This is a genomic window from Streptomyces sp. PKU-EA00015, from assembly GCF_013387495.1.
Taxonomy (GTDB): Bacteria; Actinomycetota; Actinomycetes; order Streptomycetales; family Streptomycetaceae; genus Streptomyces.
Genome location: NZ_JABZEE010000031.1, coordinates 49,055 through 72,159, shown reverse-complemented (window position 1 = coordinate 72,159; position 23,105 = coordinate 49,055). Strand labels below are relative to the sequence as shown.

17 protein-coding genes and 3 pseudogenes are annotated in these 23,105 nt (G+C 71.1%); 11 read left to right on the top strand and 9 right to left on the bottom strand.

Annotated features, from left to right (window positions below; all coding sequences use genetic code 11):
- A pseudogene (locus HW130_RS20145) lies at positions 1 to 319 on the bottom strand (hypothetical protein); the annotation flags it as partial.
- A gap of 326 nt (positions 320 to 645) precedes the next feature.
- Positions 646 to 1,629, bottom strand: a complete 984-nt coding sequence (locus tag HW130_RS20140) for an aldo/keto reductase (protein WP_177151037.1) — start codon at positions 1,627 to 1,629, stop codon at positions 646 to 648.
- Positions 1,630 to 1,759: 130 nt separating this feature from the next.
- On the opposite strand from HW130_RS20140, the gene HW130_RS20135 reads away from it, so the two are divergent.
- Together HW130_RS20135 and HW130_RS20130 are read left to right on the top strand one after the other, a co-directional pair.
- The gene (locus HW130_RS20135; RefSeq protein WP_177151036.1) at positions 1,760 to 2,809 is read left to right on the top strand and encodes an LLM class F420-dependent oxidoreductase; all 1,050 of its coding nucleotides are present in this window, start codon (positions 1,760 to 1,762) and stop codon (positions 2,807 to 2,809) included.
- Positions 2,810 to 3,014: 205 nt separating this feature from the next.
- Positions 3,015 to 3,800, top strand: a complete 786-nt coding sequence (locus tag HW130_RS20130; RefSeq protein ID WP_177151035.1) for a ferritin-like domain-containing protein — start codon at positions 3,015 to 3,017, stop codon at positions 3,798 to 3,800.
- An 18-nt stretch (positions 3,801 to 3,818) separates the two neighbouring features.
- Here HW130_RS20130 and corA read toward each other — a convergent pair whose 3' ends face one another.
- Positions 3,819 to 4,802 (bottom strand): magnesium/cobalt transporter CorA, encoded by a 984-nt coding sequence (corA, locus tag HW130_RS20125; protein ID WP_177151034.1) that lies wholly within the window; start codon positions 4,800 to 4,802, stop codon positions 3,819 to 3,821.
- 293 nt (positions 4,803 to 5,095) lie between these two features.
- On the opposite strand from corA, the gene HW130_RS20120 reads away from it, so the two are divergent.
- The 4 genes from HW130_RS20120 to mshC all read left to right on the top strand — a co-directional run bounded on the left by HW130_RS20120 (position 5,096) and on the right by mshC (position 8,584).
- A complete protein-coding gene (locus HW130_RS20120) occupies positions 5,096 to 5,800 on the top strand; it encodes a histidine phosphatase family protein (protein WP_177151033.1) in 705 nt (234 codons plus the stop codon).
- Positions 5,801 to 5,868: 68 nt separating this feature from the next.
- On the top strand, positions 5,869 to 6,459 hold the full coding sequence (locus HW130_RS20115; RefSeq protein WP_177151032.1) for a DUF3090 domain-containing protein: 591 nt from the start codon (positions 5,869 to 5,871) through the stop codon (positions 6,457 to 6,459).
- Positions 6,423 to 7,250: an SCO1664 family protein gene (locus tag HW130_RS20110; protein ID WP_177151031.1), complete on the top strand. Its 828-nt coding sequence runs from the start codon at positions 6,423 to 6,425 to the stop codon at positions 7,248 to 7,250. Before HW130_RS20115 ends, HW130_RS20110 begins: the two co-directional genes overlap by 37 nt.
- A 104-nt stretch (positions 7,251 to 7,354) precedes the next feature.
- Entirely contained in the window at positions 7,355 to 8,584 is a 1,230-nt protein-coding gene (mshC, locus tag HW130_RS20105) for a cysteine--1-D-myo-inosityl 2-amino-2-deoxy-alpha-D-glucopyranoside ligase (RefSeq protein WP_177151030.1), read from the top strand.
- Positions 8,585 to 8,812: 228 nt separating this feature from the next.
- Here the strand turns inward: mshC and HW130_RS20100 are convergent, their stop codons facing one another.
- Entirely contained in the window at positions 8,813 to 9,847 is a 1,035-nt protein-coding gene (locus HW130_RS20100) for a PAC2 family protein (RefSeq protein ID WP_177151029.1), read from the bottom strand.
- A gap of 256 nt (positions 9,848 to 10,103) precedes the next feature.
- On the opposite strand from HW130_RS20100, the pseudogene HW130_RS20095 reads away from it, so the two are divergent.
- Together HW130_RS20095 and HW130_RS36010 are read left to right on the top strand one after the other, a co-directional pair.
- Positions 10,104 to 10,682: pseudogene (locus tag HW130_RS20095) on the top strand (fuconate dehydratase); the annotation flags it as partial.
- A gap of 1 nt (position 10,683) precedes the next feature.
- Positions 10,684 to 10,833 (top strand): annotated as a pseudogene (locus HW130_RS36010) (substrate-binding domain-containing protein); the annotation flags it as partial.
- 355 nt (positions 10,834 to 11,188) lie between these two features.
- Here HW130_RS36010 and HW130_RS20090 read toward each other — a convergent pair.
- Positions 11,189 to 11,860 carry a FadR/GntR family transcriptional regulator gene (locus HW130_RS20090; RefSeq protein WP_177151028.1) on the bottom strand — a complete coding sequence of 224 codons (672 nt, stop codon included), beginning with the start codon at positions 11,858 to 11,860 and terminating at the stop codon, positions 11,189 to 11,191.
- 163 nt (positions 11,861 to 12,023) lie between these two features.
- Between HW130_RS20090 and HW130_RS20085 the strand changes: the two genes are divergently transcribed.
- Positions 12,024 to 13,394: an MFS transporter gene (locus HW130_RS20085; RefSeq protein ID WP_177151027.1), complete on the top strand. Its 1,371-nt coding sequence runs from the start codon at positions 12,024 to 12,026 to the stop codon at positions 13,392 to 13,394.
- Between the two features lie 48 nt (positions 13,395 to 13,442).
- On the opposite strand, the gene HW130_RS20080 is transcribed toward HW130_RS20085, so the two are convergent.
- The 4 genes from HW130_RS20080 to HW130_RS20065 all read right to left on the bottom strand — a co-directional run bounded on the left by HW130_RS20080 (position 13,443) and on the right by HW130_RS20065 (position 18,452).
- The gene (locus HW130_RS20080; protein ID WP_177151042.1) at positions 13,443 to 15,068 is read right to left on the bottom strand and encodes a glycerol-3-phosphate dehydrogenase/oxidase; all 1,626 of its coding nucleotides are present in this window, start codon (positions 15,066 to 15,068) and stop codon (positions 13,443 to 13,445) included.
- 12 nt (positions 15,069 to 15,080) lie between these two features.
- A complete protein-coding gene (gene glpK, locus HW130_RS20075; RefSeq protein ID WP_177151026.1) occupies positions 15,081 to 16,607 on the bottom strand; it encodes a glycerol kinase GlpK in 1,527 nt (508 codons plus the stop codon).
- A gap of 53 nt (positions 16,608 to 16,660) precedes the next feature.
- The gene (locus HW130_RS20070) at positions 16,661 to 17,452 is read right to left on the bottom strand and encodes an MIP/aquaporin family protein (RefSeq protein ID WP_177151025.1); all 792 of its coding nucleotides are present in this window, start codon (positions 17,450 to 17,452) and stop codon (positions 16,661 to 16,663) included.
- A 232-nt stretch (positions 17,453 to 17,684) separates the two neighbouring features.
- Complete coding sequence (locus tag HW130_RS20065) at positions 17,685 to 18,452, bottom strand: IclR family transcriptional regulator (RefSeq protein WP_177151024.1); 768 nt, start codon at positions 18,450 to 18,452, stop codon at positions 17,685 to 17,687.
- A gap of 260 nt (positions 18,453 to 18,712) precedes the next feature.
- Here HW130_RS20065 and metH point away from each other — a divergent pair, with 260 nt between their 5' ends.
- Both metH and HW130_RS20055 read left to right on the top strand, forming a co-directional pair.
- The gene (metH, locus tag HW130_RS20060; protein ID WP_177151023.1) at positions 18,713 to 22,228 is read left to right on the top strand and encodes a methionine synthase; all 3,516 of its coding nucleotides are present in this window, start codon (positions 18,713 to 18,715) and stop codon (positions 22,226 to 22,228) included.
- 108 nt (positions 22,229 to 22,336) lie between these two features.
- Positions 22,337 to 23,038, top strand: a complete 702-nt coding sequence (locus HW130_RS20055) for an HAD family phosphatase (protein ID WP_177151022.1) — start codon at positions 22,337 to 22,339, stop codon at positions 23,036 to 23,038.
- Positions 23,039 to 23,105 lie beyond the last annotated feature (67 nt).

Sequence of the window (23,105 nt, the reverse complement as noted above, 5' to 3'; positions counted from 1 at the left end):
TCCGCTTCTCGATCCGCGCCCGCATTTCCCGCTGCGCGGCAATCTCCGCCTCGACCTCGTCCTTGCCCTCGGCGGCGTCGCCTGCCGGGGGCGCGGCCTCGGGCCCATCGGCGTCGCCGCCCGTGGCGGGTGCCGCGCCCGCGGCCGACCCCTCCGCCGGGCCAGGGGCGTCGTCTTCGGCGGCTGAGGCACCGGTGCCGTGGCCGCCGTCCGCGGGGCTCGAGCCGTCGTCCCCGCCGGCCGTCGCTGTGCCCGGCTTGCTCGCGGACTGGCGAACGTCGTCCTCTTCGGCGCCGGTGCCGGCGGCTGCGTCGCTCACGTCGTGACCGCCGCCCGCCGGGTCCGAAGCATCGGCCCCGTCGCCGCCCGTGGCGGGTGCCGCGCCCGCGGCCGACCCCTCCGCCGGGCCAGGGGCGTCGTCTTCGGCGGCTGAGGCACCGGTGCCGTGGCCGCCGTCCGCCGGGCCCGGACCGGCCGCGCGACCGCGGACATCGGACCCGTCCGCCGGGCCGGCGGCCTGCGGGCCCGCGTCGGCCGAGCCACCCTGGGGCTGCGCCCCTGTGGCCGCCGGAGCAGGGGGCTGCGGGGCCGCCGTGGCGGGTGCGGCGGGGGTGGGGCCGGGGGGTCGCCCCGGGGTGGGCGCGGTCACAGCGTGCTCCAGTCCTGGTCGGGATAGCGGTGCACGGGCGCCGACACGTCGTCCAGCGCCTGGCAGATCTCGTCAGGAAGACTAAGCGCCTCCACCGACAACGCCGCCGTGAGCTGCTGCGCGTTGCGCGCACCCACGATCGGGGCCACCACGCCGGGCCGGTCCCGCACCCACGCCAGCGCCACCTGCAGCGGCGTCGCCGCCAGACCGTCCGCCGCCGTCGCCACCGCGTCCACGATCCGGCTCGCCGCCTCGTCGAGATACGGCTCCACGAAGGGCGCCATGTGCTCCGACGCCCCACGCGAGTCGGCGGGCGTGGCCGTCCGGTACTTGCCGGTCAGCACACCGCGGCCCAGCGGCGACGACGGCAGCAGCCCCACGCCCAGGTCCAGCGCGGCGGGCAGCACCTCCCGCTCCACCCCTCGCTGCAGCAGCGAGTACTCCATCTGCGTGCTCGCCAGCCGCGTCCGCACCCCCGGTGCCGCCATCTGCCAGGTCGCGGCCTTCGCCAGCTGCCAGCCGCAGAAATTCGAGACCCCCGCGTACAGCGCCCGGCCGCTCGCGACGGCGATGTCCAGAGCCTGGAGCGTCTCGTCCAGGGGTGTGACGGGGTCGAATGCGTGGATCTGCCACAGGTCCACGTAATCCGTCCCGAGCCGCTCCAGCGACGCGTCGAGCGCGGCGAGCAGATGCCCGCGCGACCCGTCGAAGCGCCGGTCCGGATCGGGCACGCTGCCCGCCTTCGTCGCTATGACCAGGTCCCGGCGCGGCACGAGCCGCTCCACGATCCGGCCCAGCAGATACTCGGCATCCCCGCCGCCGTAGACGTCGGCCGTGTCGACGAGCGTCCCGCCCGCCTCCCAGAAGGCCTTCAACAGGTCGGCGGCATCGTGCTCGTCGGTGTCCCGGCCCCAGGCGAGGGTGCCGAGTCCGATTCGGGACACGCGCAGGCCGGTGCGGCCGAGATGCCTCTGTTCCATGGGCGCTGAGATTACTGGCCAGGGGCCGACGCCGAGAGAGCCTGTGGACAACCTCCCCCTGCCGTATCCCCGGCGGCCGCGCTAGAGTCCCCGGAACAGGGACGTTACTGATCAGTAAGAGGGAGCGGTTATGCGGCTCGGCATCAACCTCGGTTACTGGGGTGCGGGGATGGACGGCGACAACCTCGCCGTCGCGCAGGAGGCCGACAGGCTCGGCTACGACGTCTGCTGGGCCGCGGAGGCGTACGGCTCCGACGCGCCCACCGTGCTCAGCTGGGTCGCCGCCCAGACCGAGCGCATCGACGTCGGCTCCGCGATCCTCCAGATCCCGGCCCGCCAGCCCGCCATGACGGCGATGACCGCCGCCACCCTCGACTCGCTCTCAGGCGGCCGCTTCCGCCTCGGCCTCGGCGTCTCGGGCCCCCAGGTGTCGGAGGGCTGGTACGGGGTCAAGTTCGACAAGCCGCTCTCCCGCACCCGCGAGTACGTCGAGATCGTCCGCAAGGCGATGACCCGCGAGCGTCTGACGTACGAGGGCGAGCACTGGACGCTCCCGCTCCCCGGCGGTCCGGGCAAGCCGATCAAGCTCACCGTCCACCCGCAGCGCGAGCACATCCCCCTCTACATCGCCGCGATCGGCCCGAAGAACCTGGAGCAGACCGGCGAGATCGCCGACGGCGCCCTGCTGATCTTCCCCTCCGCCGACCACCTGGAGGAGACCGCCGTCAAGTACCTGCGCGCGGGCCGGGAGAAGGCCGGCAAGACGATGGACGGCTTCGACGTCTGCCCCACCCTGCCGCTCGCCGTCGGTGACGACGTCACCGGTCTCGCCGACATGTTCCGCCCGTACACCGCGCTGTACGTCGGCGGCATGGGCAGCCGGAAGCAGAACTTCTACAACCAGCTCGCGCAGCGCATGGGATACGAGAAGGAGGCCGCCGAGATCCAGGACAAGTACCTGTCCGGCGACAAGGCGGGCGCGGCCGCGGCGGTGCCGCACCAGCTGATCGACCAGACGGCGCTGCTCGGTTCCGTGGAGCGGATCGCCGACCGGATGACGGCCTACGCCGCCGCCGGGGTCACCACGCTGACCCTCTCTCCGGCCGGTTTCACGCTCGACGAGCGCATCGCCGCGCTGCGCGCAGGCACTGAGGCCCTGGAACTCGCCGGCGTCGCCTGACGAGGAGTCTGCGGCCGTGGTGGGGGCTCGGGGGTCTTCCCCGCCACGGCCGTCACGCGGTACAACGCGCGACCGGCGCGGCGGTTACTGCCGCGGCGCCGCGTGCCATCGTCCGTTCGGACGAGTCGGTCCTGCCACCTGTTGCCGCGTTCGGCGGCCCGCATTTGACTCGTTCTCTGCGGATGCCTTCACGGAGGTGGCAGAGATGCTCTCGGCCCGAAGCATTTTCCAGGAGATCGTCGACAGCGACGACACCTACCAGTTGTTCTGCTCCATCGCGGCCAGCGGCGAGACGCAGGGCGGCTGGGAGAACGCGCGCATCGCGGCCCTGCTCCCCAAGAGCATGCACCATCTCGCAGCGAAGATCACCCGCCATGGCGCGGACGAGGACAAGCACGGCCGCATCTTCAACGCGCTGCTCAGGAAGCGGGGGCTGGACCCCGTCCCCGTACCGCCCGAGACCCACTACACGATGCTGCTCGAGAAGCGGGGCATCGGGCTCGCACACGACAAACTGCGCCGCGACGAGCCGCTCACCGAAGAGGACATCGTCGTCTACCTCGCGCACAGCCGGGTCACCGAGCAGCGCGCCGCCGACCAGATGGTCATGCTCGTCAAGTACTTCGGTGACCACCCGGAGGTCGGCAGGGCCGTCACGATGATCTCCGCGGACGAGAACAGCCATCTGGCCTACTGCCACGAGGAGTTGCTCCGCCTCGCCGCGGCCGGGCACGGCCGCAGGATCCAGCAGGTGCTGCGGGAGAGCTCGCTCAACGAGATCGCGGTCTACCGCGACGTCAGCCTGGCCGTGATGGGCCACATGGGCCGACTGCTGCACTGGCCCAAGGCCAAGTCGGCGGCGCTCGAGGCGGGCATCCACGGGACGTACGCGTACGAGCGGCTCGCCGGCTGGCGGCACATGGTCTCCCTCGCGATGCCGGAGCGGCGCGGAGCGCTCGACGGGCCGCCCACCCCCGCGCCTGCCGTCTGACCGGCCCCGACGCCGGACCTACAGCCAGCCCCGGTGCTTGAACAGCCGGTGCAGGCCGACGACCGCGCCCGCCATCAGCAGCAGGACCGCCGGATACGCCCACACCCAGTGCAGCTCCGGCATGTGGGCGAAGTTCATCCCGTAGACGCCGGCGACCATCGTCGGGACCGCGGCCATCGCGGCCCAGGCCGAGATCTTGCGCATGTCGTCGTTCTGCCGCACGCCCATCTGCGCGAGGTGGGCGGAAAGGATGTCCGACAGCAGCCGGTCCAGCCCCTCCACCTGCTCGTTCGCCCGGGTCAGATGGTCGCTGACATCCCGGAAGAACGGCTGCGAGTGCTCGTCGACGAACGGCACGCCGGCCCCCGCGAGCCGCGTCATCGGCGCCGCCAGCGGCCCCGCCGCCCGGCGGAACTCCAGCACCTGGCGCTTGAAGGTGTAGATCCGCGCCGCCGTGTTCCTGGCGTCCTTGCCGCCCGGGGCGAAGACCTCCGCCTCCATTTCCTCCAGGTCCAGTTGCAACTCGGCCGCCACGTCTATGTAGTGGTCGACGACCGCGTCGCTGATCGCGTAGAGCACCGCGGTCGGCCCGTGCCGCAGCACCGTTGGCTCGGCCTCCAGCCGTTCGCGCACGGCGCGCAGCGGGGCGCCCTCGCCGTGGCGGACCGTCACCACGAACGAGTCCCCTATGAAGACCATCAGTTCGCCGGTGCTGACCGCATCGCTCTCGGGCTCGTAGACCACCGGCTTCAGCACCACGAACAGCGAGTCGTCGTACACCTCCAGCTTCGGCCGCTGATGCGCCTTGAGCGCGTCCTCCACCGCCAGCGGGTGCAGGCCGAACTCCTCGGAGACATGGTCGAACTCCTTCTCCGTCGGTTCATGCAGGCCGATCCACAAGAAGGCGTCCCCCGTGGCCCGCGCCTCGTCCAGGGCGTCGGAGAAGTCCGACGGGCCCTCGGTGCGGCGTCCGTCGCGGTAGATGGCGCAATCTACGATCATCCGAGCATTTTCTCCAGGTCGACGGCCGCACAGGAGGAGGCCGAGGTTGCGTCACAGTCTCACTTCTCCGGAGACGATTCTGTCCGGCGGCCCGTCCTTGAATCATGCGGAAGCCGGATACCCACGGCACCGGGGCCGACACGGCGCCCCCAGGACGACGAGGGTGCCGGCGGACAGGAGCCCTTGCCGGCAAGCACCATCGGCAGGGGGCTTCGTCACGCTCAGGGGATGCCTCCTGCCCGATCATCCGGCACACCCCGGCGTGCGGGAGGGACCGCCGTAGGCTTGCGGCCATGGCCACGCTCATCCTCGTACGGCACGGACGTTCCACCGCCAACACCGCCGGTGTGCTCGCCGGCCGGACGCCCGGCGTCCACCTCGACGAACGCGGCGCCGCCCAGGCCGCCGGCCTGCCTGCCCGCCTCGCCGGCGTACCCCTCGCCGCCGTCGTCTCCAGCCCGCTGGAGCGCTGCCGCGAGACCCTGCAGCCGCTGCTCGACGCGCGGCCCGGGCTGACCGTGGAGACCGACGGGCGGATCGGCGAGTGCGACTACGGCGACTGGTCGGGACGCAAACTCGGCGAACTCGCCGACGAGCCGCTGATGGAGGTCGTGCAGCAGCATCCGTCCGCCGCCGCCTTCCCCGGCGGCGAGTCGATGCGCGCCATGCAGGCCCGCGCCGTCGACGCCGTCCGCGACTGGAACGCGCGGGTCGAGCAGGAGCACGGCGACGGCGCCGTCTATGCGATGTGCTCGCACGGGGACATCATCAAGTCCCTGGTCGCCGACGCCCTCGGCATGCATCTCGATCTCTTCCAGCGCATCCACGTAGAGCCCTGCTCGGTCACCGCGATCCGCTACACCCGCACCCGCCCCTTCCTGCTGCGCCTCGGCGACACAGGGGACTTCAACTCGCTCGTGCCGCGCGTGAGCGGCGAGGAGGAGAGGAGCGAGGAGAGCGGGCGTGCCGTCGTCGGAGGCGGCGCGGGCGCACCGTGATCGCGTCGCGCAGTAGGGTGGACGGGCCGAAAGACCGATCCGAAGACCGATCCCAAGGGAGACAGGACGTGTCCCGTCAGGTGTTCCTCTACGACCCGCCGGACCGTTTCGTGGCCGGCACGGTCGGGTTGCCTGGACGCCGTACGTTCTTCCTGCAGGCTTCCGCCGCAGGGCGCGTCACCAGCGTCGCTCTGGAGAAGACCCAGGTCGCCGCGCTCGCCGAGCGGATCGACGAGCTCCTGGACGAGGTGGTGCGCCGCACCGGGGGCAACGCGCCCGTGCCGGCCATGGCCCCCGCGGACGTCGCCGACACCGCGCCGCTCGACAATCCGGTCGAGGAGGAGTTCCGCGTCGGCACGATGGCGCTGGCGTGGGACGGCGAGGAACAGCGCATGATCGTCGAGGCGCAGGCGCTCGTCGAACTCGACGCGGACTCCGAGGAGGACCTCGCGGAGGCCGAGGAGCGGCTGCTGCAGGACGAGGAGAACGGCCCCCCGATGCTGCGCGTCCGGCTCACCGGCGCCCAGGCCAGGGCGTTCGCCAAGCGTGCGCTGGATGTGGTGAACGCCGGCCGGCCGCCGTGCCCGCTGTGCAGCCTGCCGCTCGATCCGGAAGGACACGTATGCCCGCGCCAGAACGGATACCGACGGGGCGCGTGAGCACGGTCGACGTGCTCACCCTCCTGGCGAAGGGCGAGATCACCGTGCGCGGACGGCTCCGTGAGGCGTCCAACGCGGTGCTCTACTGCTCCGTGGCCCACGAGGGCGACGAGGCCCACTGCGTCTACAAGCCGATCGCCGGCGAGCGTCCGCTGTGGGACTTCCCCGACGGCACGCTCGCCCAGCGCGAGGTGGCGGCGTACGAGCTCTCGGAAGCCACCGGCTGGGGTCTCGTGCCGCCCACCGTGCTGCGGGACGGCCCCTACGGGCAGGGCATGGTCCAGCTGTGGATCGAGGCCGACCCGGAGGCCGCGCTGCTCGCGCTCGTCGAGGACGAGGAGCCGGGCGAGGGCTGGAAGGCGGTCGGCTTCGCCGACGTCGGCGAGGGGCGCACGGCCCTGCTCGTCCACGCCGACGACGAGCGGCTGCGTCGCCTGGCCGTGCTCGACGCGGTGATCAACAACGGTGACCGCAAGGGCGGCCACCTGCTGCCCACGGTCGACGGGGCCCTGTACGCGATCGACCACGGGGTGACGTTCAACACCGAGGACAAGCTGCGCACGCTGCTGTGGGGCTGGGCGGGGGAGCCGCTGTCCGCCGAGGCGACCGAGACGCTCACGTCGGTGGCAGCCGCGCTCACGGACGGGGCGCCGCTCGCCACCCGTCTGGCCGAATTGCTCACCGCCGCCGAGGTCGCCGCCGTACGGGCCCGTGTGGCGGCGCTGCTGGCCTCGGGGGCCCATCCCGTCCCGTCGGGCGAGTGGCCTGCGATTCCCTGGCCGCCGGTGTAGCGGGTCGCTCAAGCACAGTTCCCGGCCGATCGCAAGAGTGCCCCACCGGCCAAGAGCAGTGATCCGGTTCGTATGCGGAACATGCGTCCGGTTAGGCTCGAGGCATGCATGCCTGGCCCGCTTCTGAGGTCCCCGCCCTGCCCGGCAAGGGCCGCGACCTCCGGATCCACGACACCGCGACCGACGGTCTGGTGACCCTCGACCCCGGTCCCGTCGCCCGTATCTACGTCTGCGGCATCACGCCGTACGACGCGACCCACATGGGTCACGCGGCGACCTACAACGCGTTCGACCTCGTGCAGCGCGTGTGGCTCGACACCAAGCGGCAGGTTCACTACGTCCAGAACGTGACGGACGTGGACGATCCGCTGCTCGAGCGCGCGATCCGCGACGGGCATGACTGGACCGAACTCGCCGAGCGCGAAACGGCCCTGTTCCGGGAGGACATGACCGCCCTGAGGATGCTGCCCCCGCAGCACTACATCGGCGCCGTCGAGGCGATACCGGGCATCGTTCCCCTCGTGGAACGGCTCCGGGACGCGGGCGCCGCGTACGAACTCGAGGGCGACGTCTACTTCTCCGTGGAGGCGGACCCGCACTTCGGCGAGGTCTCCCGGCTCGACGCCGAGGCGATGCGGCTGCTGTCGGCGGAGCGCGGCGGCGACCCGGAGCGCCCCGGCAAGAAGAACCCCCTCGACCCGATGCTGTGGATGGCCGCTCGTGAGGGCGAGCCCAGCTGGGACGGCGCCAGCCTCGGCCGCGGCCGGCCGGGCTGGCACATCGAGTGCGTCGCCATCGCCCTCGATCACCTCGGCATGGGGTTCGACGTGCAGGGCGGCGGCTCCGACCTGGCCTTCCCGCACCACGAGATGGGCGCGTCGCACGCCCAGGCGCTCACCGGCGAGCACCCCTTCGCCAAGGCGTACGTGCATGCGGGCATGGTCGCCCTCGACGGCGAGAAGATGTCCAAGTCCAAGGGCAACCTGGTCTTCGTCTCCAGGCTGCGCCGTGACGGCGTGGACCCCGCCGCGATCCGCCTCTCCCTGCTGTCGCACCACTACCGGGCCGACTGGGAGTGGACGGACACGGTGCTGAGCGACGCGGTCGAGCGGCTCGGGCGCTGGCGCGCGGCCGTCTCCCGGCCCGACGGCCCGTCCGCGGACAGCCTGGTGGAGGAGATCCGCGAGGCGCTCGCGAACGACCTCGACGCCCCCGCGGCGCTCGCCGCGGTCGACCGCTGGGCCGCACTGCAGCAGTCCGAGGGCGGCACGGACGAGGGCGCTCCGGGGCTGGTGTCCCGCGCGGTCGACGCTCTGCTGGGCGTGGCGCTCTAGGGACGGACCCGGGCTGCCGGGCGGTCGCCCGCCCGGTACGCGCGGTTGTCCTTTCGCGCGGTGGGAGCACCGGCGCGCGGTGAGCCGGACGCATGCCCTGAGGGCACGTCAGGACACCGAGGGCGACGTGGTCGCCCTCGACCAGCGGGGAGCGGCCGTACGCGCGGCGGGGTGGCGCCGGCTTCCGGCACCACCCCGCTCGTCGTGTCCCTCGGCCCTCGGACCCCCTCAGTCCTCCGACGACCCGGTCGCCTCGCCGCCGTCGTCCTCGCGGTCCGGCTCCCGCTCGGCGCCCGGTTCGTCACCCGGCTCCGCCGCATCCGGTTCGGGCCGGGGTGGCGCGGGCGGACGGGTGCGCCCGCTGGAGGTGTCGCGCAGGTACGAGCTGCCCTCGCCGCCGTCGGTCGCGTGGCCGCCGTGCCCGCCGTCGCGCCGCCGCAGGTAGCGCTCGAACTCCCGGGCGATGGCCTCGCCGGACGCCTCGGGCAGCTCGGCGGTGTCCCGCGCCTCCTCCAGTGTCTGCACGTACTCGGCCACTTCCGTGTCCTCGGCGGCCAGTTGGTCCACGCCCAGCTGCCAGGCCCGTGCGTCCTCGGGCAGTTCGCCGAGCGGGATGCGCAGGCCGATCAGGTCCTCCAGGCGGTTCAAGAGCGCCAGGGTGGCCTTGGGGTTGGGCGGCTGGGACACGTAGTGCGGGACCGCGGCCCACAGGCTCACCGCGGGGACCCCCGCGTGGGTGCACGCCTCCTGGAGGATGCCGACGATGCCGGTCGGCCCCTCGTACCGCGTCTCCTCCAGGTCCATCGTCCGCGCGAGATCCGGGTCGGAGGTGATGCCGCTGACCGGCACCGGCCGCGTGTGCGGGGTGTCGCCGAGCAGCGCCCCCAGGATCACGACCATCTCGACGCCCAGCTCGTGGGCGAAGCCCAGGATCTCGTTGCAGAACGAACGCCAGCGCATGGACGGCTCGATGCCGCGAACCAGGACCAGGTCGCGCGGCTTGTCACCGCCGACGCGCACCACGGAGAGCCGGGTGGTGGGCCAGGTGATCTTCCGTACACCGCCGTCCAGCCACACCGTGGGCCGGTTGACCTGGAAGTCGTAGTAGTCCTCGGCGTCGAGCGCCGCGAACACCTCGCCCTTCCATTCCCGGTCCAGGTGAGCGACCGCTGTGGAGGCGGCGTCGCCGGCGTCGTTCCAGCCTTCGAACGCGGCCACCATGACCGGGTCGATCAGCTCGGGTACTCCCTCGAGCTCGATCACCCAGGCCTCCTTCCGAAGTTCCCTTTATTACGTCCCAACCTTACGGCTTACCGGGTGCCCCGCCGCAGCCCCCTTGCACGCCCGGGTGAACTTCCCGGAGCCGGGCAGATGTCGGGGCCCGGGGACGATGAGACGCTCATTCATCCGAGCTGTGAGGGGATTTTCCGTCCCGGCCCTGGACTGACGCGTCTAGGTGGCAGCTATACATCGGATGTCCCCCAGAGAGATCCGATGTTCCGCTCACCGGGGGTGCGTGTTGAGTCAGACCGTCACGGAGTTCGAGCTCCATGACGTCCGCTTCCCCACCTCGGAACAGCTCGACGGCTCCGACGCCATGAACCCGGACCCCGACTACTCCGCGGCCTACGTCGTGCTGCGCCTCGGCGACGGAGGCGAAGGCCACGGATTCTGCTTCACCATCGGACGCGGCAATGAAGTCGTCGCGGCCGCCATGGAGGCGCTGCGGCCCCATGTGGTCGGCCGCCCCGCACCCTTCACCGCCGCCGGACTCGCCGCGCTGCACACCGACCTCACCCACGACTCCCAACTGCGCTGGCTCGGACCCGAGAAGGGCGTGATGCACATGGCGGCCGGCGTGGTCGTCAACGCCGCCTGGGACTTCGCCGCCACCCGCGCCGGGCTCCCCGTATGGGAGTTCCTCGCCTCCATGACGCCCGGGGAACTCGTCGGCCTGGTCGACTTCCGCTACCTGACCGACGTCCTCACCCGCGACGAGGCGCTCGCCATCCTGCGCGCCGCCGAGCCGGGCAGGTCCGAACGCGCCGCGCGGCTGCGCGAGCGCGGCTACCCGGCGTACACCACGTCGCCCGGCTGGGCGCGCGGACAACAGGGCGTACGGCGAGAAGGCCTGCGAGTACCTCGGCGAGCAGCTGAAGGGGAAGGGCAAGGTCGTCGAGTTCCAGGGCGACCTGTCCTCGATCAACGGCCGCGACCGCTCCGAGGCGTTCAAGTCCTGCATGGACCGGGGCCGTCTGTGCCGGAGGTACTCGTCGCGTTCCAGCCCCGAGCTCCGGCCTGAGACGCGGGCGGGGCTGCCTGTGCCGGCCGTCCCCTTCGGGGCTCGGCCCGAGCTCGGGGCCCGAAGTGTCCGCCGACGGCCGGGTTGCCGCACAGTGGCGATTTCAGCCCGTCCGGGGGCGCCCGCACGGCCGCCAGGCCGTAGGGGGAGTTCCGGGACACCGCGCGAAGCGCGGTACGGGCGCGGGGCTCAGCCCCGCGAGCCGCGCCCGCCCGGGCGCAGGGCCACGGTGGCCGGGGCAGAGCCCCGGCTCGGGATGGGGGTACCTCCCACGGCCGCCAGGCCGGCGGGATGGGGAACCGTCACAGAGTAGACCGCAGCCACTGCTCCACGCTCGCCACATGCACCGTCGCCCACGACCGCGCCGCCTCCGCGTCGCGGTCCCGCAGGGCCGCCAGGATTGCGCGGTGTTCGTGGAGCGTGCGGCTCACCGCGTCCTCCTGGGTCAGGCCGCGCCAGATGCGGGCCCGGGTCGTCGGGCCGGAGAGGCCGTCGAGCAGGGAGCACAGCACCGAGTTCCCCGAGGACTGCACGATGCCGCGGTGGAACTCCAGGTCCGCCGCGACCAGTTCCTCCACCGACGGCTGTGCCCCCAGCGCATCCAACTGCTCGCCGAGCGACGCCAGTTCGGCCTCGCTGATCCGCGTCGCCGCCATCGCCGTGGCCGCCGGTTCCAGGATCCTGCGTACCGCCAGGAACTCCAGCACCGTGTCGTCCCGGTGGAAGTCGACGACGAAGCTCAGCGCCTCCAGGAGCAACTGCGGGTCCAGGCTCGTCACATACGTGCCGTCGCCCTGCCGCACATCCAGGATGCGGATCAGGGACAGCGCCCGCACCGCCTCCCGCAGCGAGTTCCGCGACAGGCCCAGCTCCGCGGCCAGTTCGCTCTCCTTGGGGAGCCGGTCGCCCGGGCGCAGTGCGCCGGAGACGATCATCCCCTTGATCTTCTCGATGGCCTCGTCGGTGACAGCCACGGGCGACCTCCATACATCCGATGTATCGATGATTATGCCGCCTGCGGCCGCCCGCGGTCACGGCCTTCCTCGCGTGCGCCACGTCCCCGGGGACGGTGGCGTAAGTTGACGCAGTCTGCTGTCTGCCCGTTTCCGCAGATCCCCGTCCGCGGGAGGAACCCTCATGACGACTGTGGCCAACCCGCCTGTCCATTACTCGATAGCCGCGCGACTCGAGCGGCTTCCTCACTCCCGCTGGCACGTCAAGGTGCGTTTCCTGATCGGTGCCGTCACCTTCTTCGAGGCGTTCGACCAGCTGCTGGCCGCCTCCGCGCTCCCCGTCCTCAGGAAGGAGTGGAACCTGACGACAGCAGGGGCCACCCTCGCCCTGACGGCGGCGTCGATCGGCATGCTCTTCGGCGCTCTCGCGGCCGGCTGGCTCGGCGACCGTATCGGCCGCGTGCGCACGGTCGCCCTCGGCGTCGCCGTGACGGGGCTCGCCTCGCTCGCCGTGGCGCTCTCCGACGGGATCGAGGCCTTCTCCCTCTTCCGCCTCGTCCAGGGCATCGGTATCGGCGGCGTCGTCCCCGTCGCCGCCACCTACATCAACGAGATCGCACGGTCCGACAACCGCGGCCGCCTGGTGCTCCTCTACGAGATGATCTTCCCGGCCGGCCTGGCGGCGGCCAGTCTCGTCGCCGTGTGGGTGGTCCCCACTCTCGGCTGGCGGGCGATGTTCGTCATCGGCGCCGTACCCGTCCTGTTCGCCGCCCTGCTCCCGCGCCACGTGGCAGAGTCCCCGCGATGGCTGCTGGCCCGCGGCCGTACGCAGGAGGCCGAGCAGGTCATCGCGCGCATCGAGGCGGAGGTCGCCGAGGCCACGCGCAAGCCACTGCCCGCCCCGGCGCCGTCCGTGCGGTCGGAGGAGGACACGTCGCGGGGCCGGCTGCGGGAACTGTTCTCGGGCCGCTACCTGCGCCGTACGGCGGTCGTCTCCGCGCTCTGGTTCGTCGCCTACTACGTCAACCACGGCATCTCCACCTGGCTGCCGTCCCTCTACACCAAGAACTTCGGCCTCGACCTGAGCACCGCGCTCGGCTACACCCTGCTCGGCAACGTCACCGGACTGCTCGGCACGTTCGTCGTCGCGCTGGTGATCGACCGGGTGGGCCGCAGACCCGCCCTCGTGACCGCACTCGGCGGCACCGCGGTCACCCTCGGCATGCTGGCTCTGGCCGGTGCGACCTCCGGCCTCCAGGTCGCCCTCCTCGCCTCCGGCACGACCTTCTTCCTCTACACGGTCAACTCCGGGCTCTACCTGTACTCGCCCGAGCTCTACCCGACGCGCAACCGTGCCAAGGGCGCCGCGTTCGGCGGCCTGTGCAACCGGCTCGGCGTCATCCTCGGGCCGGTCGCCCTGGGCGCGATCCTCGGCGCGGGCGGCAGTCTGGCCATGGTCTTCGCGCAGTTCGCGGCGGTGGCGGCGGTGGGCGCCGTCGTCGCCCTGCTCGCCGTCGAGACGAAGGGCAGGACGCTGGAGGAGCTCAACGCATGACGAGAGGGGCGGCACCCCCGCGGTGTGCCGCCCCTCTCGTACCGGTTGCTACTTCTTGCCGAGCAGGTCCTCGACCTTCCCGCGGATCTCGTCCGTCGCGAGACCCCGGATCGTCAGGGTCGTACGGCGGCGCAGCACGTCGTCCGCCGTCTCGGCCCACTCGTGGTCACGCGCGTACACGACCTGCGCCCAGATCTCCGGCGCGTCGGGGTGGACGCGCTCGGCCAGCGCCGGGTCCTCGCTCGCCAGACGGGCTATGTCGAACGACAGGGAGCCGTAGTGGGTCGCGAGGTGGCGGGCGGTGTCGGCCGCCATGCGCGGGCCCGGCGTGCCGCCGTCGACGAGGAGGCGGTGCGCCACCGCGTTCGGGTTGGCGATGCCCGGCAGCGGCAGCTTCTTCGGCAGCTGGGCGATCGGCTCCATGTCCTCCGCGAGCGGTCGGCCCGGGAGCGTCGCCAGCTTGTGCATCACGGTGCGGCCGATGTGGCGGAAGGTGGTCCACTTGCCGCCGGCCACCGACAGCATGCCGCCGCGGCCCTCGGTGACGACGGTCTCCCGCTTGGCCTTGGACGTGTCGCCGGGGCCGCCGGGCAGGACGCGCAGACCCGCGAAGGAGTACGTGATCAGATCGCGCGACAGCTGCTGGTCGCGGATCGAGAACGCGGCCTCGTCCAGGATCTGCGTGATGTCCTTCTCGTTGACCGCGACGTCCCCCGGGTCGCCCTCGTACTCCTCGTCCGTCGTACCGAGCAGCAGCATGTCCTCCCACGGCAGGGCGAACGTGATGCGGTACTTGTCGATCGGGGTCGCGAGCGCGGCCTTCCAGGGGGAGGTGCGCTTGAGGACGAGGTGCGCGCCCTTCGACAGGCGGATGGAGGGAGCCGCCTCCGGGTCCTCCATGCGGCGCAGGTGGTCCACCCACGGACCGGTGGCGTTGAGCACCAGGCGGGCGTCGACACCGAACTCGGTGCCGTCGGTGCGGTCCTTGAGCTCGGCGCCGGTGACCCGACCGCGGGTGAAGCGCAGGCCGGTGACCTCGGCGTGGTTGAGGACGGTCGCACCGGCCTCGACGGTCGCGCGGACGGTCATCAGGGCCATGCGCGCGTCGTTCATCTGGTCGTCGCCGTAGACCGCGACGGCCTTCAGGTTGTCGGTGCGCAGCTCGGGCACGTCGGCCGCGGCCTTCGCCGGGCTGAGCAGGTGACCGACGCCGTCGCCGAAGGCGGAGAGCGCGGAGTAGGCGAAGACGCCCGCGCCGAGCTTCGCGGCACCGTGCGGGCCGCCCTTGTAGACCGGCAGGTAGAAGGTGAGCGGGTTGGCCAGGTGCGGCGCCACCTGGCGGGAGACGGCACGCCGCTCGAAGTGGTTCTCCGCGACCAGCTTCACCGCGCCGGTCTGCAGGTAGCGCAGACCGCCGTGGAGGAGCTTGGAGGAGGCGGAGGAGGTGGCGCCGGCGAAGTCGCCGGCGTCCACCAGGGCCACCCGCAGCCCGGACTGCGCAGCATGCCAGGCGGTGGAGATGCCCAGGATGCCGCCGCCGATCACCAGGAGGTCGTACGTCGCCGTGGAGAGCTGCTCCCGGGTCTCGGCGCGGCTCGTGGCCTTGAAGGAGGACACCGTCGAGCCGGAGGCCGGGTGCGTCCCGTGGTCGGGGACGCTCTGCAGGGTGGTCATCATTGCTCCTCGTCAGTTTTCCTCGTCGAGCCAGCCCATGGTCCGCTCCACGGCCTTGAGCCAGTTCTTGTACTCGGCATCACGCTGGTCAGCGTCCATGCTCGGGGTCCACTCGGCGGCCCGGCGCCAGTTGGCGCGCAGCGCGTCGGTGTCCGGCCAGAAGCCGACGGCCAGGCCGGCGGCGTAGGCGGCGCCGAGGCAGGTGGTCTCGGCGACCATCGGACGCACGACCGGCGCGTCCAGGAAGTCCGAGAGCGTCTGCATCAGCAGGTTGTTGGAGGTCATGCCGCCGTCGACCTTGAGCGCGGTCAGTTCGACGCCGGAGTCCTTCGTCATGGCGTCGGTGATCTCGCGGGTCTGCCAGGCGGTGGCCTCGAGAACGGCGCGCGCGATGTGCGCCTTGGTGACGTACCGGGTCAGTCCGGCGATCACACCGCGGGCGTCGGAGCGCCAGTACGGGGCGAAGAGGCCGGAGAAGGCCGGGACGAAGTAGGCGCCGCCGTTGTCCTCGACCGAGGAGGCGAGGGTCTCGATCTCGGCGGCCGAGTTGATCAGGCCCATCTGGTCGCGCATCCACTGCACCAGCGAACCGGTGACGGCGATCGAGCCCTCGAGCGCGTACACCGCCTTCTCGTCGCCGATGCGGTAGCCGACGGTGGTCAGCAGGCCGTTGTAGGAGTTGACGGGCTCGTCACCGGTGTTCATCAGCATGAAGGTGCCGGTGCCGTAGGTGGACTTGGCCTCGCCCTTCGAGTAGCAGGTCTGGCCGAACAGGGCCGCCTGCTGGTCGCCGAGCGCCGAGGCCACCGGGATGCCGTCCAGCGCGCCGCCCTTGGCCAGCCCGTACACCTCGGCGGAGGAACGGATCTCCGGCAGGATCGCCGCCGGCACCTCCATGGACTGGAGGATCTTGTCGTCCCACTCCATGGTGTGCAGGTTCATCAGCATGGTGCGGGAGGCGTTGGTGACGTCGGTGACGTGGACTCCGCCGTCGACTCCGCCGGTCAGGTTCCAGATGACCCAGGAGTCCATGGTGCCGAAGAGGATCTCGCCGCGCTCGGCGCGCTCGCGCAGGCCCTCGACGTTGTCGAGTAGCCAGCGCGCCTTGGGGCCGGCGAAGTACGAGGCGAGCGGCAGGCCCGTCTCGCGGCGGAAGCGGTCCTGGCCCACATTGCGGCCGAGCTCCTTGCAGAGCGCGTCGGTGCGGGTGTCCTGCCAGACGATGGCGTTGTGGACGGGCTCACCGGTGTTCTTGTCCCACAGCAGCGTCGTCTCGCGCTGGTTGGTGATGCCGATGGCCTTGACGTCGGCGGAGGTGATGCCGGCCTTCTCGATGGCTCCGGCGACGACCTCTTGGACGTTGGTCCAGATCTCGGCGGCGTCGTGCTCCACCCAGCCCGGCTTCGGGAAGATCTGCTCGTGCTCCTTCTGGTCGACGGAGACGATCCGGCCGTCCTTGTCGAAGACGATGCAGCGGCTGGAGGTGGTGCCCTGGTCGATGGCCGCGATGAACGGCCCGGTGGTGTGTGCGTCGGTCACGGGGTGCTCCTGCTCAGGTCTGTCATGAATACGGCTCGTGCTGCTGATACGGCTCAGGCGAACGCGATGTTGTAGATACCCGCACCGGCGGCCGCACCGATCAGCGGACCGACGACGGGGATCCAGGCGTAGCTCCAGTCGGAGCCGCCCTTGTTCGGGAGCGGGAGCAGGGCGTGCACGATGCGCGGACCCAGGTCACGGGCAGGGTTGATGGCGTAGCCGGTGGGGCCGCCGAGGGAGAGGCCGATGCCGACGACAACGAGGGCGACGATCAGTCCGCCGAGCGGGCCGAGGCCCTTGCCGCTGTCGTTCAGACCCTGCGTGAGCACCGCGAGGACCAGCACTGTCGTGCCGATGATCTCGGTGGCGAGGTTCTGCCAGACCTTGCGGATCTCCGGGCCGGTGGAGAAGACGCCGAGCACCGGGCCGGCCTTGCCGCTGCCCTCCGCGTGCGGGCCCTCGATCGCCTTGTCGGCCGGGTCGCCCACGATCTCGGGGTCGGTGAGATGGGCGTGGAACTGTCCGTAGTAGGCGATCCAGACCAGCGCCGCGCCGATCATGGCGCCGAGCAGCTGCCCGGCGAGGTAGACGGGGACGTTGCCCCAGTCGTTGTCCTTGATCGCGATGCCGACGGTGACGGCCGGGTTGAGGTGGGCCCCGGAAAGGGCTCCGGTCATGTAGACCGCCGTCAGGACCGCGAAGCCCCACCCGAAGGTGATGGCCAGCCAGCCGGCGTTCTGCGCCTTCGAGCGCTTGAGTACGACAGCGGCGACGACGCCGCCGCCGAGCAGGATGAGAACGGCGGTACCGATGATCTCGCCGATGAAGATGTCGGAGTTGGACACCCGCGACTCCTTTGTCCTTCGTCCAGGGGAAGGCGAACCCCGGGTCCCTCCGGTGGTCCGCGCCCTCAGCAGAGGGCGTTCTCCCGGCTGGCGTTGCCACACTCTAGCGTGTATTGCCGTTTAGTGTTCGGCATTGCCGACCGGTGAACGGCAGTTTTGCCCCCTGGTAAACACGACGTCAAGAGTTGTGTCGGGCGAAAACCGGATCGTTACCGATGAGGCGCCGAGGCGATCAGAACCGCCCGGCGCCGAGGTCCCTGGAGACGGCGCGCGCGCACTCGCGCACCGCCGCCACCAGCTCGGACCGCAGCTCCCTGGTGCCGTTGCAGACGCGCTCCACGGCGCCCGTGATGGCCACGGCGCCCACGGGCATGCGCCGCCGGTCGTGGATGGGGGCGGCGACGGCTGCCACGCCCTCCCACGTCTCCTCCACGTCGGCCGCCCAGCCGCGCGCCCTGGTGTGGTCCAGCACGATCTCGAACTCGTCGAGCCCGGTCACGGTCCGCGGGGTGAACGCCTTGCGGTCGACCTCGAGCGACTCGCTGTGCGCCACGGGGTCGTACGCCGCCAGCACCTTGCCCAGGGCCGTGGAGTGCAGCGGCTGCATGGCCCCCACTTCGAGGACCTGCCGGCTGTCGTCCGGCCGGAAGACGTGGTGGACGATGAGCACGCCGTGCTGGTGCAGGACGCCGAGATGCACGCTCTCGCCGCTGGAGCGCGCGAGGTCATCTGTCCAGACCAGGGCGCGGGCGCGCAGTTCGTGCACGTCCAGATAGCTGTTGCCGAGCCGCAGGAGCTCGGCCCCGAGCTGGTAGCGGCCGGACGCGGCGTCCTGTTCGACGAAACCCTCGGCCTGGAGGGTGCGCAGAATGCCGTGGGCCGTACCCTTGGCCAGGTCCAGTGAGGAGGCGATGTCCGACAGTCCCAGCCGGCGTTCTCCGCCGGCGAGCAGCCGCAGCATCGCGGCCGCACGCTCCAGGGACTGAATGTTCTTCGCCATCGGATCGGCCCTTCTCACTGCGGTTCGACGAGCTTGGTAGTTGTTCGACAATGCTGAACACTATCGGCCCATGCCGACCTTGGTCATCGCGGAGTGAGTATCCCCCGGCCGAGCTACCCACGGAAACCCGCACGGCGCCGTTCCGTCCGTCTCGTGGGACACCTCCCCGCGGGAAGGAGGCGCACGGCTACTCTGGCTGCGTGCGCCTTCCACCGGAAGACGCAAAGCCGACAGCCGTCGCATCCCAGGGAGCACATTCCATGGCCTCGTCGCCGACCCCTTCCGCTGACAGCCGGACCCGAATCGACGCACTGCGCGAAGCGCTCGCCACCCGGGTGGTGGTGGCCGACGGCGCCATGGGCACGATGCTCCAGGCCCAGGACCCGACCCTCGAGGACTTCGAGAACCTCGAGGGCTGCAACGAGGTCCTGAACGTCACGCGTCCCGACATCGTCCGTTCCGTCCACGAGGCCTACTTCGAGGTCGGCGTCGACTGTGTCGAGACCAACACGTTCGGCGCGAACCTCGCGGCGCTCGGCGAGTACGACATCCCCGAGCGCGTCTTCGAACTGTCCGAGGCAGGCGCCCGCCTCGCCCGAGAGGTCGCCGACGAGTTCACGGCCTCGACCGGGCAGCAGCGCTGGGTGCTGGGTTCCATGGGCCCGGGCACCAAGCTTCCGACGCTGGGCCACGCCCCGTACACGGCCCTGCGCGACGCCTATCAGCAGAACGCCGAGGGCATGATCGCCGGCGGCGCCGACGCACTGCTCGTCGAGACGACCCAGGACCTGCTCCAGACGAAGGCCGCCATCCTCGGCGCCCGCCGCGCGCTGGACGCGACCGGCTCCAGCCTGCCCGTCATCTGCTCCGTGACGGTCGAGACGACCGGCACGATGCTGCTCGGCTCGGAGATCGGCGCGGCCCTGACCGCGCTGGAGCCGCTGGGCATCGACATGATCGGTCTGAACTGCGCCACCGGCCCGGCCGAGATGAGCGAGCACCTGCGGTATCTCGCCCGCCACTCCCGCGTCCCGCTGTCCTGCATGCCGAACGCCGGGCTCCCGGTCCTCGGCAAGGACGGCGCCCACTACCCGCTGACGGCGCCGGAGCTCGCCGACGCGCAGGAGACGTTCGTCCGCGAGTACGGCCTCTCTCTCGTCGGCGGCTGCTGCGGTACGACGCCGGAGCACCTGCGCCAGGTCGTCGAGCGGGTGCGCGGCATCCGGCCGACGGTCCGCGAGCCGCGCCCGGAGCCGGGTGCCGCGTCGCTGTACCAGACGGTGCCGTTCCGGCAGGACACCGCCTACATGGCGATCGGTGAGCGGACGAACGCCAACGGCTCGAAGAAGTTCCGCGAGGCCATGCTGGAGGGCCGCTGGGACGACTGTGTGGAGATGGCCCGCGACCAGATCCGCGAGGGCGCCCACATGCTCGACCTGTGCGTCGACTACGTCGGCCGGGACGGCGTGGCGGACATGGAGGAGCTGGCCGGCCGGTTCGCCACCGCGTCGACGCTGCCGATCGTGCTGGACTCGACCGAGGTCGACGTCATCCGCGCCGGCCTGGAGAAGCTGGGCGGCCGCGCCGTCATCAACTCGGTGAACTACGAGGACGGCGACGGCCCCGAGTCCCGCTTCGCGAAGGTCACGCGCCTGGCCCAGGAGCACGGTGCCGCGCTGATCGCGCTGACGATCGACGAGGAGGGCCAGGCCCGCAGCGTCGAGCACAAGGTGGCGGTCGCGGAGCGGCTCATCGACGACCTCACCGGCAACTGGGGCATCCACGAGTCGGACATCCTCATCGACACGCTGACGTTCACGATCTGTACGGGACAGGAGGAGTCCCGCAAGGACGGCGTCAACACCATCGAGGCGATCCGTGAGCTGAAGAGGCGTCACCCGGACGTGCAGACCACCCTCGGTCTGTCGAACATCTCCTTCGGCCTCAACCCGGCCGCCCGTATCCTGCTCAACTCCGTCTTCCTCGACGAGTGCGTGAAGGCGGGCCTGGACTCGGCGATCGTCCACGCCTCCAAGATCCTGCCGATCGCCCGCTTCGACGAGGAGCAGGTCAGCACGGCGCTCGACCTGATCTACGACCGGCGCGCCGAGGGCTACGACCCGCTGCAGAAGCTGATGGCGCTGTTCGAGGGCGTCAACACCAAGTCGATGAAGGCCGGCAAGACGGAGGAGCTGCTCGCCCTGCCGCTGGAGGAGCGCCTCAAGCGGCGCATCATCGACGGCGAGAAGAACGGCCTCGAGGCGGACCTCGACGAGGCGCTGCGGGACCGGCCCGCCCTGGACATCGTCAACGACACGCTGCTCGACGGCATGAAGGTCGTCGGCGAGCTGTTCGGCTCGGGCCAGATGCAGCTGCCGTTCGTGCTCCAGTCGGCGGAGGTGATGAAGACCGCGGTCGCCTACCTGGAACCGCACATGGAGAAGACGGACGACGAGGGCAAGGGCACCATCGTCCTGGCCACCGTCCGCGGCGACGTGCACGACATCGGCAAGAACCTCGTCGACATCATCCTGTCCAACAACGGCTACAACGTGGTCAACCTGGGCATCAAGCAGCCCGTCGCCGCGATCCTGGACGCGGCGAAGGAGCACAAGGCCGACGTCATCGGCATGTCCGGCCTGCTCGTCAAGTCCACGGTGATCATGAAGGAGAACCTGGAGGAGCTCAACCAGCGCAAGCTGGCCGCCGACTACCCCGTCATCCTCGGCGGCGCCGCCCTCACCCGCGCCTACGTCGAGCAGGACCTCCACGAGATCTACGAGGGGGAGGTCCGTTACGCGCGCGACGCCTTCGAGGGCCTGCGCCTGATGGACGCCCTCATCGCGGTCAAGCGCGGAGTGCCCGGCGCCGTCCTGCCCGAGCTCAAGCAGCGCCGGGTGCGCGCCGCCGCCTCCGCCGTGGTGGAGGAGGCGGCCCCGGCCGAGGGCGCGGTCCGCTCCGACGTGGCCACGGACAACCGGGTACCGGAGCCGCCCTTCTGGGGTACGCGTGTCGTCAAGGGCATCCCGCTCAAGGAGTACGCGTCCTGGCTCGACGAGGGCGCCCTCTTCAAGGGCCAGTGGGGGCTCAAGCAGTCCCGCACCGGTGACGGACCGTCGTACGAGGAACTGGTGGAGAGCGAGGGCCGGCCGCGCCTGCGCGGCTGGCTGGACCAGCTGCACACGCAGAACATGCTGGAGGCGGCCGTCGTCTACGGCTACTTCCCCTGCGTGTCCAAGGGCGACGACCTGATCCTCCTGAACGAGGACGGCTCCGAGCGCACGCGCTTCTCCTTCCCGCGCCAGCGCCGTGGCCGCAGGCTGTGCCTGGCGGACTTCTTCCGTCCCGAGGAGTCCGGCGAGACCGATGTCGTCGGCCTCCAGGTGGTCACCGTCGGGTCCAGGATCGGTGAGGAGACCGCGAAGCTCTTCGAGGCCGACTCCTACCGCGACTACCTCGAACTGCACGGGCTGTCCGTCCAGCTGGCGGAGGCCCTCGCCGAGTACTGGCACGCGCGCGTCCGCGCCGAGCTCGGTTTCGGCGGCGAGGACCCGGCGGACGTCGAGGACATGTTCGCGCTCAAGTACCGCGGCGCCCGGTTCTCGCTGGGCTACGGCGCCTGCCCCGATCTGGAGGACCGCGCCAAGATCGCGGAGCTGCTGCAGCCCGAGCGGATCGGCGTGCAGCTGTCCGAGGAGTTCCAGCTCCATCCGGAGCAGTCCACGGACGCGATCGTGATTCACCACCCCGAGGCAAAGTATTTCAACGCACGCTGATCGGACGAGTCGTACACTGGTCGGTCCAGTGCAGGCCGGTCACCAGACCTTGCGGGAAAGCCGCAGGGTGAGGTGGCCGGCCTTCTCGTCCCTTCCGGAGGTGTGCCTATGACCAGCACGGTCCCCGCGTCCCTGACCCGTTCGGCCGATGGGGCGGCGCTCCAGGCCGTCTTCCTCGACATGGACGGCACCCTGGTCGACACCGAGGGGTTCTGGTGGGACGCCGAGGTGGAGGTCTTCGCGGACCTCGGGCACCAGCTGGACGAGACATGGCGGGACGTCGTCGTCGGCGGTCCCATGACCCGCAGCGCCGGCTACCTGATCGAGGCAACGGGCGCGGACATCAGCCTGGCCGAGCTGACCGTGCTGCTCAACGACAAGTTCGAGGACCGGATCGGACGCGGTGTGCCCCTGATGCCGGGTGCGGAGCGGCTGCTCGCCGAGCTGGCCGCGCACAACGTGCCCACGGCGCTGGTCTCCGCCTCCCACCGCCGCATCATCGACCGCATCATGGCCTCCCTCGGCCCCCAGTACTTCGCCCTGTCCGTCGCGGGGGACGAGGTGCCGCGGACCAAGCCGCATCCCGACCCGTACCTGCTGGCCGCCCAGGGGCTGGGCGCCGACCCCTTGAGATGCGCGGTCGTCGAGGACACGGCGACCGGGGTGGCCGCCGCCGAAGCGGCCGGGTGCCGGGTCGTCGCGGTGCCGTCGGTGGCGCCGATCGCGCCCGCCGCGGGCCGAATCGTCGTTCAGTCGCTCGAAGAAGTCGATCTGCTTTTCCTGCGCACGCTGATCACCTCACCGCACTGATACGTGTACTGTCCGTGTTTCTCGAATGCACGGGAATCTCGGGGTGCCGGGTCACGCCTTTTCCGCG

Bases quoted from the DNA above. Each gene is read 5' to 3' on its own strand.
- HW130_RS20140 (WP_177151037.1), bottom strand. From the start codon at position 1,629: ATGGAACAGAGGCATCTCGGCCGCACCGGCCTGCGCGTGTCCCGAATC.
- HW130_RS20135 (WP_177151036.1), top strand. From the start codon at position 1,760: ATGCGGCTCGGCATCAACCTCGGTTACTGGGGTGCGGGGATGGACGGC.
- HW130_RS20130 (WP_177151035.1), top strand. From the start codon at position 3,015: ATGCTCTCGGCCCGAAGCATTTTCCAGGAGATCGTCGACAGCGACGAC.
- corA (WP_177151034.1), bottom strand. From the start codon at position 4,802: ATGATCGTAGATTGCGCCATCTACCGCGACGGACGCCGCACCGAGGGC.
- HW130_RS20120 (WP_177151033.1), top strand. From the start codon at position 5,096: ATGGCCACGCTCATCCTCGTACGGCACGGACGTTCCACCGCCAACACC.
- HW130_RS20110 (WP_177151031.1), top strand. From the start codon at position 6,423: ATGCCCGCGCCAGAACGGATACCGACGGGGCGCGTGAGCACGGTCGAC.
- mshC (WP_177151030.1), top strand. From the start codon at position 7,355: ATGCATGCCTGGCCCGCTTCTGAGGTCCCCGCCCTGCCCGGCAAGGGC.
- HW130_RS20085 (WP_177151027.1), top strand. From the start codon at position 12,024: ATGACGACTGTGGCCAACCCGCCTGTCCATTACTCGATAGCCGCGCGA.
- HW130_RS20080 (WP_177151042.1), bottom strand. From the start codon at position 15,068: ATGACCACCCTGCAGAGCGTCCCCGACCACGGGACGCACCCGGCCTCC.
- HW130_RS20065 (WP_177151024.1), bottom strand. From the start codon at position 18,452: ATGGCGAAGAACATTCAGTCCCTGGAGCGTGCGGCCGCGATGCTGCGG.
- metH (WP_177151023.1), top strand. From the start codon at position 18,713: ATGGCCTCGTCGCCGACCCCTTCCGCTGACAGCCGGACCCGAATCGAC.
- HW130_RS20055 (WP_177151022.1), top strand. From the start codon at position 22,337: ATGACCAGCACGGTCCCCGCGTCCCTGACCCGTTCGGCCGATGGGGCG.